Below are 13,737 nucleotides of genomic sequence, written 5' to 3' on the forward strand. Positions count from 1 at the left end.
GTAAACGACTGATTTCATTGGCTTGGTTGCAGTTGGCTCAGGGCGACGGCGCCGTCCGGCGCGCGCCGGTAGAGACCATACTTGGCTATGTACTGTACTACGCCGTCCGGCACCAAGTACCAGACAGGCTGGTTCTCGGCCACGCGCTCCCGGCAGTCCGTGGAGGAAATGGCCATCGCCGGAACCTCCAGCAGGCTCACATCCTTGCGGCCCAAATCGTGCAGCTCGTGGCCCGGCCGGGTCACTCCGACGAAGTGCGCCAACGACCACAGCTCGTCAATGTCCTTCCAGGACATGATCTGCGCCAGCGCGTCCGCGCCGGTGATGAAGAACAGTTCCGCGTCGGGACGCCTCGCGCGCAGGTCCCGCAGCGTGTCGATGGTGTAGGTCAGACCCGGGCGTTCAATGTCCACCCGGCTCACCGTGAACTGCGGATTCGATGCGGTGGCGATCACCGTCATCAGGTAGCGGTGCTCGGCCGGACTGACCTCGCGTCCGCTCTTCTGCCAGGGCTGGCCGGTGGGCACGAAGACCACCTCGTCCAGGCCGAAGACCGACGCCACTTCGCTGGCCGCCACGAGGTGCCCGTGGTGGATCGGGTCAAACGTTCCGCCCATGACGCCCAGCCGGAGCTTGCGCCCCGGGTAAGTGAGGTGCAGGTCTCCGGCGTGCGGGGCTTTGACGGGCAGCGCGGACACGAACGGCTAGCGGCGCGCGGCCTGGCCGTGATCGTGCTTGTTCGGATGCTGGCGGTGCGGGTCAACGTGCTCCTCGACCGCCGAGTGGCGCTGTCCGACGCTGGTGAACGCGATGGTGGCGAACATCATGATCAGGAAGGCGGCCATGAAACCGGCGCCGATCGCCCAGGCGGGGACCGGTAGTTCGACGTGGGCGGCTTCGCTGGCCACGAGTGCGGCGTCGAGGACCTGAGACAGCATGATTCTCCCTTGCGGTTCTTCAGCCCGGCCGCGCGCAGGCGGACGGGATATGGCTTCCTACTCATGGTACGCGTTCCGGGCGCGGAACCGTGATTCGGCCGGACGGGCCGGCCGGCACATGCCTAGTCGCGGACCTGGCCGTCGCCCTGGACGATCCACTTCGTGGTGGTGAGTTCGCGCAGCCCCATCGGCCCGCGGGCGTGCATCTTCTGCGTGGAGATGCCCACCTCCGCGCCCAGGCCCAGCTCCCCGCCGTCGGTGAACCGGGTGGAGGCGTTGACGATCACTGCCGCGGAGTCGATCTCGGCGATGAACTTCTCGGCGTTGCGCAGGTCGTTGGTGATGATGGCCTCGGTGTGGCCGGTCGTCCAGGTGCGGATGTGCTTGACCGCATCGTCAACGGAGTCCACCATTGCCACCGCCAGGTCCAGGTCCATGTACTCGCGGCCCCAGTCCTCGTCGGTCGCGGTCTGGGCCTCGACGCCGGACGGCAGGATGCCGGCCACCCGCTGGTCCACATGCAGCCGCACGCCGGCGCCGGCCAGCGCCGCGAGCACGTCGGCCGAGGCGGCCGCGTCGCGGTGCACCAGCAGGGTCTCGACGGTGTTGCAGACCGACGGCCGCTGGGTCTTGGCGTTGAGCAGGATGTCCACGGCCATCTCCGTGCCGGCCGATTCGTCCAGGTAGATGTGAACGTTGCCCTCACCGGTCTCGATCACCGGCACCTTCGCGTTGTTCACCACGGACTGGATCAGCTCGCGGCCGCCGCGCGGAATGAGCACGTCCACGAGGCCGCGCGCCTGCATCAGCGCGGTGGCGCCGTCGCGGCCGTAGTCGTCCACGCTCTGCACCGCGTCGGAGGGCAGGCCCACCCGGTCCAACGCGTCGCGGATGATGCCCAGCAGCGCCACGTTGGTGTGACGCGCCGCGCTGCCGCCGCGCAGGATCACGGCGTTGCCGCTCTTGAGGGCCAGGCCGGCAATGTCGACGGTGACGTTCGGGCGCGCCTCGTAAATGGCGGCGACCACGCCCATGGGCACGTGGACCTGGCGCAGCCGCAACCCGTTCGGCAGGGTCTGCCCGCGCATGACGGTGCCCACCGGGTCCGGCAGCGCGGCCAGGTTCTGCAGGGCAGCGGCCAAGCCGTCGATGCGCTTGGTGTCCAGGGTCAGCCGGTCCAGCAGTGCGGCGCTGGTGCCGTTCGACTTGCCCTCGTCCAGGTCCTGGCGGTTGGCCTGCAGCACCAGGTCGCGCCGGGTGATCAGCGAGTCGGCGATCTCCTGCAGCGCCTTGTCCTTCCATGCCCGGTTGGCGCGAGCCATGCGGCGCGCCGCGGTCCTGGACCGTCCGGCGATCGCCGCGACGGCCGCGGCGGCGTCCGGTTTCCGGCCGTCTTCGAGCTCGTCGGCCGGGGACTGGGAAGAGGCTGTCTGGGTCATACCCTCGATTTTAGCCCGTGGGTGCGGCACAGCACGACGACGGAGGTCACGTTACGCTGCCGCAGCGGGTCGGCGCGGTGGTTCAGAGCAGGACGAGGTCGTCGACGTGGATGACTTCGCGCTCGTACTGCCGGCCGAGCGACGCGGCCAGTTCCCGGGTGGAGCGGCCAAGCATGCGCGGGAGCTCATAGGATGAGAAGTTGACGAGGCCGCGGGCGACCACGCGGCCGTCGCCGTCGGCCAGCTCCACCGGATCCCCCGGTTCGAAGTCGCCCTTCACCGAGACGACGCCGGCCGGCAGCAGCGACCGGTGCTTCTCTCGCACGGCCTGCACGGCGCCGTCGTCCAGCACCAGCCTGCCCTGCACGGAGGCCAGATGTGCCAGCCAGAGCAGCCGCGGGGGCCGGCGGGTGCCGCTGGCGGCGAACCACGTGCCCACGTCCTCGCCGGCCAGGGCCCGCGCCGCGTTCGGCGTGGAGGTGACCAGGGCCGGGATGCCCGAGCCGGCGGCGATGCCGGCGGCCTCCACCTTGGTGACCATGCCGCCGGTGCCCACGCCCGCGGCGCCGGTGCGGCCGATGTTCACGCCGTCCAGGTCCTGGAGCCGGGCCACCAGCGGGATCCGCCGGGCGCCGTCCTTGGGGGGGCCGTCGTAGAGCGCGTCCACGTCCGAGAGCAGCACCAGCGCGTCGGCCTTGACCAGGTGGGCCACCAGGGCGGCCAGCCGGTCGTTGTCGCCGAAGCGGATTTCGTGGGTGGCTACGGTGTCGTTCTCGTTTACCACGGGGACGACGCCGAGGTGCAGCAACCGGTGCAGCGCGCGGTAGGCGTTGGCGTAGTGCTGGCGCCGCATCAGGTCCTCGGCGGTCAGGAGCACCTGGCTGACGGTGATGCCGCGGGCGCCGAAGGCCTGGGTGTAGCGGGCCATCAGCAGGCCTTGGCCCACGCTGGCGGCGGCCTGCTGGGTCGCCAGGTCCCGCGGCCGGCGGGCCAGGCCCAGCGGGGCCAGTCCGGCGGAGATGGCGCCCGAGGACACCAGGATGACTTCGGTGCCGGCGTTCCGGCGGGCGGCCAGCACCTGCACCAGGGACAGCAGGGCCTCTTCGGAGATGCCTCCCGCCACCGAGGTCAACGACGACGAGCCGACCTTGACCACCAGGCGTCCGGCCGTGGCCAGCAGGGTCCGGTCGGCCGCCGTGGCCGGCTCAGCGCGCATCGTCGTCGTCATTGTCTTCCTCTGCGGTCCAGATGCCGGACTTGCGTTCGGCCTCGAGCTCAGCGCGGGTGGCGGCCCTGGCCTCCTTCCGCTCCTGGTACTGCTCGCGCTTCTCTTCGCGGGTGGGCCGGATGTACTCCATCAGGCGCAGGTCCGTGCCGCGGGGGGAAGACAGCAGTTCGGCGCCGGCGGCCATGGTGGGCTCCCAGTCGAAGACCACGGCGTCGTCTTCGCCGATCACCACGGTGTCGCCGGGGCGGGCGCCGGACTTGAACAGCTGGTCCTCGACGCCCAGCTTGGCCAGCCGGTCGGAGAGGTAGCCCACGGCTTCGTCGTTGTTGAAGTCGGTTTGCTTGACCCAGCGTTCCGGCTTGTCTCCGAGCACCCGGAACAGCGGTTCCAGGTTCTTTTCCTCGCGCCGGATGATGAAGCCCCGCTCGTTCACCGAGCGCGGGCGCAGGACGGCGGGGGCCACCTTCGGCGGGGCGGCCTTCGCTTCGGCGCGGGCGGCGGCGACAATCCCGGCCATGGCAAAGCCGAGCTGGCGCAGCCCCTCGTGGGTGGCGGCGGAGACTTCGAACACCTGGTAGCCGCGCTTTTCCAGTTCGGGGCGCACGAATTCGGCCATGTCGCGGCCGTCGGGCACGTCCACCTTGTTCAGCACCACCAGCTTGGGCCGCTGGTTCAGCGGGACCACGTCCCCGTCGGCGCCGGCGTAGCTCATGTCCACGGTGTACTGTTCCAGTTCCCGCTCAATGATCTCGAGGTCGGAGAGGGGGTTGCGGTCGGCTTCCAGCGCCGCGCAGTCCAGCACATGCACCAGTGCGGCGCAGCGCTCCACGTGGCGCAGGAAGTTGTGGCCCAGTCCCTTGCCTTCGCTGGCGCCCTCGATCAGGCCCGGCACGTCGGCGATGGTGAAACGGATATCGCCCGCCTGGACCACGCCCAGGTTCGGCACCAGCGTGGTGAACGGGTACTCGGCGATCTTGGGGCGGGCGGCGGACATGGCCGCGATCAGGCTCGATTTGCCCGCGGACGGGAAGCCGACCAGCGCCACATCGGCGATGGACTTCAGCTCCAGGACGATGTCCCGCTCGTCGCCCGGAATGCCCAGCAAGGCGAATCCGGGTGCCTTGCGCTTGGCCGATGCCAGCGCGGCGTTGCCCAGCCCGCCCTGGCCGCCGGCGGCGGCGACGAACTCGGCGCCATCGCCCACGAGGTCGGCGAGAACATCACCGTTCTTGGTCTTGACCACGGTGCCGTCGGGGACGGGCAGCACCAGCGTGGCGCCGTTCTTGCCGCCGCGCCAGTCCCCCATCCCCGGGCCGCCGTTGGTGGCGTGCCGGTGCGGGGCGTGGTGGTAGTCCAGCAGCGTGGTGGTCTGGGGGTCCACGCGAAGGATCACGTCGCCGCCGTTGCCGCCGTTGCCGCCGTCGGGCCCGCCCAGCGGCTTGAACTTTTCGCGCTTGACGGAGACGCAACCGTGGCCACCGGATCCGCCGGATACATGCAGGACTACCCGGTCAACGAATGTTGCCACGTGATCGATCTCCTCTGTGCCGGTGGGCGCGAACCGAAACGGCCCACCAGTGATTCTAGTCTGGTTAAAACACCAGTGAGGCGGACCGACGGCCCGCCTCACTGGAAAGCTGTTAGCTGCTTGGATTACTCCGCAGCGGCAGCGACGATGTTCACGACGCGGCGTCCGCGGCGGGTACCGAACTCAACGGCACCGGCCTCAAGGGCGAACAGCGTGTCGTCGCCGCCACGGCCGACGTTGGCGCCGGGGTGGAAGTGCGTGCCGCGCTGGCGGACGATGATCTCGCCGGCGGAAACTACCTGGCCACCGAAGCGCTTCACGCCAAGGCGCTGTGCGTTGGAATCGCGACCATTGCGAGTGGAGCTCGCACCCTTCTTATGTGCCATCTGATTTGCCTACCTTTGTTTCTGAAGGAACGTTTACTAAAAGTCAGCCGACCGCTTACGCGATGTCGGTGACCTTGACCTTGGTCAGTGCAGAACGGTAGCCCTGGCGCTTCTTGTAGCCGGTCTTGTTCTTGTACTTCTGGATAACGATCTTCGGGCCGCGGAGATTTTCGACAATCTCGGCGGTGACCTTGACGTTGGCCAAAGCATCGGCAGCAGAGGTGACCTTGTCGCCGTCGACCAGGAGCAGAGCAGGCAGCTCGATGGTGCTACCGGCCTCGCCGGGGACGCGGTCAAGGGTCACGAGGTCTCCAACGGAAACCTTTTCTTGGCGGCCGCCGGCGCGGACAATCGCGTACACCACTTGGGAACTCACTTCTCTAGACGTTTATTACAGTTTTTGCTCGAATACGCAGGCACGACATAACGGCCTGGAAAGCACTGTGCATCCGCGCCTGCGGGTGGAAACCCTTCGAAGGCGTACGCACCGAAGATCTAGATTACGCTATTACGGCTATCAGCCGCAAACCAGCGGGCTCCGGGGGTGCCGGGACGGGCTCTGGCGTCATCTTCTCCTGGCACGGGCGGACTGCAATCCGCTCGGGCGCACCTGACAATACTACCGGCCGAGCCGGCCAGGCACGTGCATTTCGCCGCCGCGACACGGCGTGCGTTGATTCCGCTGCGGGAAGTGGGCTGGAGACGGTGTCCGCACCTGCCGGGCGGGCAGCCGTGGCGGCCAGCCGTGGCGGGCACCGGGCCACCCGGAACCAGGCACAGCCGCGCCAGACGCAGGCAGGCCGCGGAACCGATGCGGTCCGCGGCCTGCCCGGGCATACGACCCTGCCTACAGTTCCGAGGCCGGTACTCCTACACCCAGCACCACCGGAGCGGCGGCTTCGTTCTTGTCCGCTGCCGCTTCGGCCAGTGCGGACGCGGCCGGGGCCGTGGCTGCGTGGCGGTGGCCGCCGTCGTTCTCGGCCGGGATGGCGTCCACCGTCTGGACGGGAGCGTCCGCGGCACCCTGGGGGCTGCTGGCGGCACGACGGCGACGCGGCTTGCGGACGGCGGCCGGCGCAGGCGCCTGCGGTTCGGCGGTCGCCGTGGACCGGGCGTCACCGTGCGCGGCCTGTGGTTCGGCAGCAGCGCCGGATGTCTCCGCCGCGGCTGGCTCCGGTTTCTCCACCGGAGCAACCTTGGGCTCCGGTTTCTCCACCGGAGCAACCTTGTTGAACGCCTCGGTGAGGCTCTCCAAGGTCAGCGACGGCTCTTCCGGGGCGGTCGCCGGGCTGTGCACGGCGCGCGGGATGGCCACCGTCTCTCCGTTGATCTCCAGCACGGCGGTTTCGGGTCCGTCGCCGGCCGGGGCCGCGGGCACGGCGGGTGCCACGCCGGGGTCGTCGGCGCGGCGCGACCTGCGCTTGCGTCCGGAGGGCTGGCCCGACGCTCCGGCGGGCGTACCGGCCGCCGCCGCTTCGGGCTTGCCGGCGCCGGCGGGTTGTTCGCCGCCCTGCTGTTTGGCCTTGGCCGTCTCCGGGTGCTCTTCCGCCTCGTGGGCGGCGTGCGCGGCGGCGGCGATGGTGGCCAGTGCCGCGCGGGCGGCCTCGGCCTTGGCCCGGCGCTCGGCGTCGTCGTCATGGCCCACGGCGGCCGGGGCCTCGGCGGCAGTCTCCTGCCCGCCCTGGCCGCGGTTGCGGCGCTTCTCGCTGCGCGACTGCCGTTCGGAGCGCTTTTCGATGCGGACCTGGTGGTGCTCGGTGGCCGCGGCGGGGCGGCGGTGTTCCACCGGCTCGTCGTGGGTGATCACGCCGCGGCCGGCGCAATGCTCGCACTGCTCGCCGAAGACTTCCAGCAGCCCGGTGCCCATGCGCTTGCGGGTCATCTGGACGAGGCCCAGCGAGGTCACTTCGGCCACCTGGTGCTTGGTCCGGTCGCGGCCCAGGCATTCCACCAGCCGGCGCAGCACCAGGTCTCGGTTGGACTCCAGCACCATGTCGATGAAGTCGATGACGATGATGCCGCCGATGTCGCGCAGCCGCAGCTGGCGGACCACTTCTTCGGCCGCTTCCAGGTTGTTCTTGGTGACGGTTTCTTCCAGGTTGCCGCCGGAGCCGGTGAACTTGCCGGTGTTGACGTCCACCACGGTCATGGCCTCGGTGCGGTCGATCACGAGGGAACCGCCGGAGGGCAGGAAGACCTTGCGGTCCAGCGCCTTGTGGATCTGTTCGTCGATCCGCTGGGCGGCGAAAATGTCCGTCTCCGACGTCCACTTCTCCAACCGGTCCACCAGGTCGGGGGCCACATAGGTCACGTAGGCCTCGATCGTGTCCCAGGCTTCCTCGCCGGAGACCACCAGCTTGGAGAAGTCCTCGTTGAACACGTCGCGGACCACCTTGATGGTCAGGTCCGGCTCGGCGTAGAGCAGCTCCGGGGCCAGCGTCTTGGTGGACCCGGCACGCGATTCGATGCCTTCCCACTGCGCGCGCAGCCGGTTGATGTCGTTCATCAGCTCTTCTTCGCTGGCGCCCTCGGCCGCGGTGCGGACGATCACGCCGGCGCCGTCGGGAACATGTTCCTTCAGGATCTTCTTCAGCCGGTTGCGTTCCACGTCGGGCAGTTTCCGGGAAATGCCGGTCATGGAGCCGCCGGGGACGTAGACCAGGAAGCGGCCCGGCAGCGAAATCTGGCTGGTCAGGCGGGCGCCCTTGTGGCCCACCGGGTCCTTGGTGACCTGCACCAGGACCGAGTCGCCGGACTTGAGCGCGAGTTCGATCCGGCGCGGCTGCCCGTCGAGGTGTGCGGCGTCCCAGTTGACCTCGCCGGCGTAGAGCACGGCGTTGCGGCCGCGGCCGATGTCGATGAAGGCCGCTTCCATGCTGGGCAGCACGTTCTGTACCTTGCCCACGTAGACGTTGCCGATCAGCGAGTCCTGCTGGGTCTTGGACACGAAGTGCTCGGCCAGCACGCCGTCTTCGAGCACGCCGATCTGGATCCTGTCGTCGCGCTGGCGGACCACCATCTGGCGGTCGACGGATTCGCGGCGGGCCAGGAACTCGGCCTCGGTGATGACCTGGCGGCGGCGGCCCGTCTCGCGCGATTCGCGCCGGCGCTGCTTCTTGGCCTCCAGCCGGGTGGACCCCTTGACCGAGGCCACCTTGTTGCTGGGGGCGGTCTCGGTGATCGGCCGCGGTGCCCGGACCCGGGTGACCGTGTTGGGCGGGTCGTCGTCGGCACCGCCGGTGAGTTCAAGATCGGCATCCCCGCGGCGGCGGCGGCGGCGGCGGCGCGAGGTCACGCCGTCCTTCTCCCCCGCGGCACCCTCGTCGGCGGCTTCGGCGGCCTCGTCGCTTTCTTCGGTGCTGCCGGCCTCGTCGCTGCCGGTTTCGGCCTCGGAGCGGTTGCGGGTGCGGCCGCGGCGGTTGCGCCGGCTGCGGCGACGCCCGCCGTCCTCGTCGTCCTCGTCCGACTCGCCGGCGGCGGCGGCCGGTTCGGGCTTGGCAGCGACGGCGGACAGGTCCGGGGCGTGAAAGAGCAGGGAAACCGGCGAGGACGGGATGGTGAACGGGTCGGCCCCAAGTCCCGCGTCTGCGGAGGTTTCTTCGGCAGGGTCTCCCCCGGCGGCTGCCTGCTCCGCTTCGGCGCCGGCCTGCTCCGGCTCGCCGGCGGCGGTGTCCTCGGCCGCAGGGGCGGCGGCGGCCGCGGTGGAACGACGACGGCGGGTGGGCGCCTTTGCGGGCTGCTCCCCTGCCGTGGTTCCGGCTTCGGTTTCCGTCCCGGCGGTGTGTCCGGTGACGGCTTCGGCGGCGTCCCCCTCGCCCGCTCCCGGGGTGGACTGCGTGGTGGCGGGTGCCGTGGTGGCGGGGGCCGTAGCCGGCGCTTCGCCCTCGGCGACGGTGAGTTCGGCGGCTGCCGCTGCGGTGGCCTGCGCCTTGCTGCTGCGGCGGGTGCGGGTGGCGGCGGTGCGACGTCGGCCGGCCGGCTGTTCGGCGGGCTCGGCCGCTTCTCCGGCGGCCAGGACGCCTTCGGCTTCGGCGGGTTCAACGGCAGGCTGAGCCTCGGCGGCCGGCTGCGCCTCGGCGCCGTCCTGGGGAATGCTTTCCTGTGCGGCGGCTTCGGCGGCTTCGGCGGCCTTGTCGGCGGCGGTCTTGCGCGGCCGGCGCGTGCGGGTCTTGGCCGGCGGCGCTTCTTCGCCCGGCTCGGCGCCGGGTTCACCGGCGGCTGCCGGGACGGTGCCCGACTCCGCCGCGGCGGCATCTTCCGTCGGAGTGTCCTGGGCGGCCGCCGCTTCGGCGGCCTTCTGGGCGGCGGTCTTGCGGGGCCGGCGGGCCCGGGTGGTCGCCGGGGCGGCCTCGGCGGGCTGGCCGCCTGCGGGGCCCTGGCCTGCGGGCTGCTCCCCCGCCGGCTGTTCCCCGGCGGCTACCGCGGGGTCGGGCGCCGTGGCCGCGGGGGAAGCGGTGGAGGCATCGCCGTCGTTGTTGGGGCCGGTGGGTGCCGCTGCGGGCAGTTCAACGTCCAACTGGTCCTGCGCCGGTGCGGACACAGTGGGCTTGCGGCGGGGCCGCGGCGGTTTCTTGGCTGGTACCTCCGGCGCGTCGACCGGAGAGGAGGTAGCGGGAATTACCTGTTCATTGTCCATTTAAAGTTGTGCTCCAACCCTTGCGGCACCGGCCACATCCCGGTGCCCTTGGGGGCATGTAGCCGGGTATCCGGGTGCCTTGGGCTGCCCGACACCGAAAGTCGTCTTGGTATCACCCGAGCTCGCGCCATCACGTGGGGCGCGGCACACCCGGGGACCAGCGGCGCTTTTCCGTCTGCCGTAACCTTCTCTTCACCGGCAGGGCCGCCCGGCGGATTCCCAGCGCCCATCCGGATTGATGGGCTCCTTGTTCGGGAAGCGTCGCCGACGGACCTGGAAGCCTGTCGCTGGACCAACAGCAGCATGTGGGGCTGCTGTTAGCCACGATCATTCTCTCACACCGGGTGCGATTTAGTGAGTAATGGGCGTTCTCTCCGGCGTAGAATCGAGCCACATGCCCCCTAGCCCGAGGAACACGGTGCAGACCCACGCGCAGACCTCCACATCCCCGGCCGCGACAGCGCCCGGCCAACTCCCGGACAGCGGGGTTCCCGGCGTTGCCCGGGAGAAACCCTTCGCGTGGCTGCTGCTGGCCACCGGTGTTGTCGGCTGGATCATGTCCGGCATCCTGGTCCTGGAGCGGCTGGCCACCTACGAAAATCCGGGCCATGTGACCAGCTGCGACATCAACCCGTGGGTCTCCTGCGGCAAGGTGTTCCTGCACTGGCAGGCCGGGCTCTTCGGCTTCCCCAACCCGCTGATCGGGATCGTCGCCTTCGCGGTTCCCATCACGACGGCGGTGGCGATCCTTGCGGGGGCGCGGTTCCGCCGGTGGTACTGGATGGGACTGCAGGCCGGCGTCACGCTGGGCTTCGTCTTCGTCGTCTGGTTGTGGAGCCAGGCGCTCTACGACATCCACATCCTGTGCCTGTACTGCATGGGCGTGTGGGCCGCCATGATCCCGATGCTGGTGCACACCACGGCGCGGAACCTGGCGCACGGCGTGATCAAGGCGCCGGCGGCGGTGGTCCGTTTTGCCGGCAGCTGGGCCTGGACCCTGACCGCCCTGCTGTGGATCGTGACCGCCGGGACGATCTTCCTGGCCTTCATCGACGCCTTCCTGGGCTGACCGGGACCGTCTTCCCGGGCTGGCCGGGACAGCTTGGACTCGCCGCGATTGCCTTCCCGGGCTGCACCCGGATAAACCAGAGGCCGCGTCCCCGTCGGGGGCCGCGGCCTCTGCTGCTTCAGGGGTCTAGGAGAACCAGATCCCGATCTCGCGCGCGGCGGACTCGGGCGAGTCGGAACCGTGCACGAGGTTTTGCTGCACCTTCACGCCCCAGTCGCGGCCGAAGTCGCCGCGGATCGTCCCGGGGGCGGCGGTGGTGGGATCGGTGGTGCCGGCCAGCGACCGGAAGCCCTCGATCACCCGGTGCCCCTCGAACACGGCGGCGGCGACCGGGCCGGAGAGCATGAACTCGACCAGCGGCTCGTAGAACGGCTTGCCGACGTGCTCTTCGTAATGCTGCTCCAGCAGTTCGCGGGTGGCGTTGACCAGCTTCAGTTCGACCAGCGTGTAGCCCTTGGCCTCGATGCGGGCCAGGATGCTGCCGGTGAGACCGCGGGACACGCCGTCGGGCTTGACCAGTACCAGTGTGCGTTCAACGCTCACAATTTCTCCTCATTCGCTTCACGATTAGCTCCGAAAACCCCGTTCAATCCTAACGGGACGCGCTGGCAGCGCAGGTCAGCGCCCGGCGTCGTCCGCAGCGCCGGCCTCCGGGCCACCGGCGGTTCCCTCCGCGGCGCCGGCCCCGGTGCCGTCCCCGGTGCCGGCCTCCGGGCCATGGCGGCGTTCCCATTCCGCCTGTTCCGCGTCGCGCTGCGCGTTCTCGCGGTCCAACCGGCCGCCCGTGCGCACGGCGTACCACCAGGACAGCGCGAACAGCACGCCGACGACGAACATCACCGGTTCGACGATGCCGGTGGCGATCAGGAGCACCTGCATCGCCCAGCCGACGGCGTAGCCGGACGGGCGGCGGAGCAGGGCACAGCAGAGCACGAGCAGGACGCTCAGGCCGATCCCGAGCCCGAGGATCAGCGCCGGCGGCACGTCGTCCCGGTAGAGCCCGAACACCACCAGCGTGGCGAAGAAGGCGACGAAGGCTTCCAGCAGCAGCACGGTGGAGGCGAACATCGTCTTGATCGAGCGCCGTTTTTTCGGCATGTCCGGACGCCACTCGCGCTGGGCTTTGGTCAGTTTGGCCATGGATCTTGTTACTTTCCTAGCAGGATGCGGGCGTCGGCGACCAGGGTGATGGACCCGGTGATCAGCACGCCGCCGGCGAGGTCGTTGTCGGCTTCGGCCCGGCCGACGGCCCATTCGATCGCGTCGTCGAGCCGGGGCGCGATGTGCACGGCGTCCTCGGGGAAACCGGCCGCCAAGGCATCCTCGGCCAACTGCTCGGCGGGAATGGCCCGCGGCGAGTTGGACTCGGTGACGCAGATTTCGTCGGTGAGGTCGCTGAGCTGCTCGCGCAGCTGTGCCAGCAGGCCGACGGCGTCCTTTTCCTGCAGGACGCCGACCACCGGGATGAGCTTCGTGAAGTTGAACGCCTCCAGGATGGCCTGCGCGCTGGCCTTCATCCCGTCGGGGTTGTGGGCGGCATCCACGATGATCGTCGGCGCTGTGCGCACTACTTCCAGCCGGCCCGGCGAGGTCACCTCCAGGAACGCCTCGCGCAGGACTTCCACGTTGAGTTCCTTTTCGCCGCCGCCGAGGAACGCTTCCAGCGCGGCCACGGCGACCGCCGCGTTCTGGGCCTGGTGCGCGCCGTGCAGGGGCAGCAGCAGGTCCTGGTAGCGGCCTGCCAGCCCGTTGATGGTCAGCTGCTGGCCGCCGACGGCGACCTTGCGGGACTCGACGCCGAACTCCACGCCTTCGAAGCGGAAGGGCACCTGAAGGTCCCGCGCCTGTTCCAGCAGCACCTGGGCTGCGTCCAGTGGCTGGGCCGCGCTGACCAGGTAGCCGCCGCGCTTGATGATCCCGGCCTTCTCCCGGGCAATGTCCTCGGTGGTGTCGCCGAGCAGGTCGGTGTGGTCCAGCGAGATCGGGGTGATCACCGAGACCTGGCCGTCCACCACGTTCGTGGCGTCGGTGATGCCGCCCAGGCCAACCTCGATCACCGCCACCTCCACCGGCTCGTCGGCGAAGATGGCGATGGCCAGGATGGTCACGCACTCGAAGTAGGTCAACCGGGGCGCGCCCTCGGCGTCCAATTCCTGGTCGACGATTTCCAGGTACGGCCGGATTTCGTCCCAGACCCGCACGAACGTCTCGTCGGCAACGGGCTCCCCGTCGATGCTGATCCGTTCGGTCACCTTGGACAGGTGCGGGCTGGTGTAGCGGCCCGTCCGCAGTCCGTGCGCCCGCAGCCCGGCCTCGATGATCCGGGCCGTGGACGTCTTGCCGTTCGTGCCGGTCAGGTGGATGCTGGCGAAGGCCTTGTTCGGTTCGCCGAGGATGTCCATCGCCCGGAACAGCGGTTCCATGCGCGGTTCCATCTTGTTTTCCGGGGCGCGGCCCAGCAGTTCCGCGTAGACGCTCTCGACGCCGAATTCATCACTCATGGTTTGGTGCCC

General features: G+C 69.8%; 11 protein-coding genes and 1 pseudogene. 1 reads left to right on the forward strand and 11 read right to left on the reverse strand.

The genetic code is table 11. From position 1 onward, the window contains the following. Window positions 1-14: 14 nt before the first annotated feature. The 8 genes and pseudogenes from nadD to AC5RVV_RS02600 form a co-directional block, all read right to left on the reverse strand. Window positions 15-659 (reverse strand): nicotinate-nucleotide adenylyltransferase, encoded by a 645-nt coding sequence (nadD, locus tag AC5RVV_RS02565; protein WP_494001261.1) that lies wholly within the window; start codon window positions 657-659, stop codon window positions 15-17. Window positions 660-704: 45 nt separating this feature from the next. Continuing rightward, the gene (locus AC5RVV_RS02570; protein ID WP_493999865.1) at window positions 705-938 is read right to left on the reverse strand and encodes a hypothetical protein; all 234 of its coding nucleotides are present in this window, start codon (window positions 936-938) and stop codon (window positions 705-707) included. Window positions 939-1,060: 122 nt separating this feature from the next. Beyond that, complete coding sequence (locus tag AC5RVV_RS02575; RefSeq protein WP_493999866.1) at window positions 1,061-2,377, reverse strand: glutamate-5-semialdehyde dehydrogenase; 1,317 nt, start codon at window positions 2,375-2,377, stop codon at window positions 1,061-1,063. Between the two features lie 82 nt (window positions 2,378-2,459). Continuing rightward, complete coding sequence (gene proB / locus AC5RVV_RS02580; RefSeq protein ID WP_493999867.1) at window positions 2,460-3,605, reverse strand: glutamate 5-kinase; 1,146 nt, start codon at window positions 3,603-3,605, stop codon at window positions 2,460-2,462. Between the two features lie 13 nt (window positions 3,606-3,618). Continuing rightward, window positions 3,619-5,133 (reverse strand): annotated as a pseudogene (obgE, locus tag AC5RVV_RS02585) (GTPase ObgE); the annotation flags it as partial. A 125-nt stretch (window positions 5,134-5,258) separates the two neighbouring features. Further along, the gene (gene rpmA / locus AC5RVV_RS02590) at window positions 5,259-5,519 is read right to left on the reverse strand and encodes a 50S ribosomal protein L27 (RefSeq protein WP_136785451.1); all 261 of its coding nucleotides are present in this window, start codon (window positions 5,517-5,519) and stop codon (window positions 5,259-5,261) included. Window positions 5,520-5,574: 55 nt separating this feature from the next. Next, the gene (gene rplU / locus AC5RVV_RS02595; RefSeq protein ID WP_493977453.1) at window positions 5,575-5,883 is read right to left on the reverse strand and encodes a 50S ribosomal protein L21; all 309 of its coding nucleotides are present in this window, start codon (window positions 5,881-5,883) and stop codon (window positions 5,575-5,577) included. 483 nt (window positions 5,884-6,366) lie between these two features. Next, window positions 6,367-10,155 carry an Rne/Rng family ribonuclease gene (locus AC5RVV_RS02600; protein WP_493999868.1) on the reverse strand — a complete coding sequence of 1,263 codons (3,789 nt, stop codon included), beginning with the start codon at window positions 10,153-10,155 and terminating at the stop codon, window positions 6,367-6,369. 394 nt (window positions 10,156-10,549) lie between these two features. On the opposite strand from AC5RVV_RS02600, the gene AC5RVV_RS02605 reads away from it, so the two are divergent. After that, window positions 10,550-11,224 carry a vitamin K epoxide reductase family protein gene (locus AC5RVV_RS02605; protein WP_493999869.1) on the forward strand — a complete coding sequence of 225 codons (675 nt, stop codon included), beginning with the start codon at window positions 10,550-10,552 and terminating at the stop codon, window positions 11,222-11,224. A 126-nt stretch (window positions 11,225-11,350) separates the two neighbouring features. Here AC5RVV_RS02605 and ndk read toward each other — a convergent pair whose 3' ends face one another. The 3 genes from ndk to AC5RVV_RS02620 form a co-directional block, all read right to left on the reverse strand. Then, complete coding sequence (gene ndk / locus AC5RVV_RS02610) at window positions 11,351-11,767, reverse strand: nucleoside-diphosphate kinase (RefSeq protein WP_493977451.1); 417 nt, start codon at window positions 11,765-11,767, stop codon at window positions 11,351-11,353. Window positions 11,768-11,842: 75 nt separating this feature from the next. Beyond that, a complete protein-coding gene (locus AC5RVV_RS02615; protein WP_493999870.1) occupies window positions 11,843-12,364 on the reverse strand; it encodes a DUF4233 domain-containing protein in 522 nt (173 codons plus the stop codon). Window positions 12,365-12,372: 8 nt separating this feature from the next. Beyond that, window positions 12,373-13,725 carry a bifunctional folylpolyglutamate synthase/dihydrofolate synthase gene (locus tag AC5RVV_RS02620; protein WP_493999871.1) on the reverse strand — a complete coding sequence of 451 codons (1,353 nt, stop codon included), beginning with the start codon at window positions 13,723-13,725 and terminating at the stop codon, window positions 12,373-12,375. Between the last annotated feature and the right edge of the window lie 12 nt (window positions 13,726-13,737).

The organism is Arthrobacter sp. MDT2-34-1 (assembly GCF_059091365.1).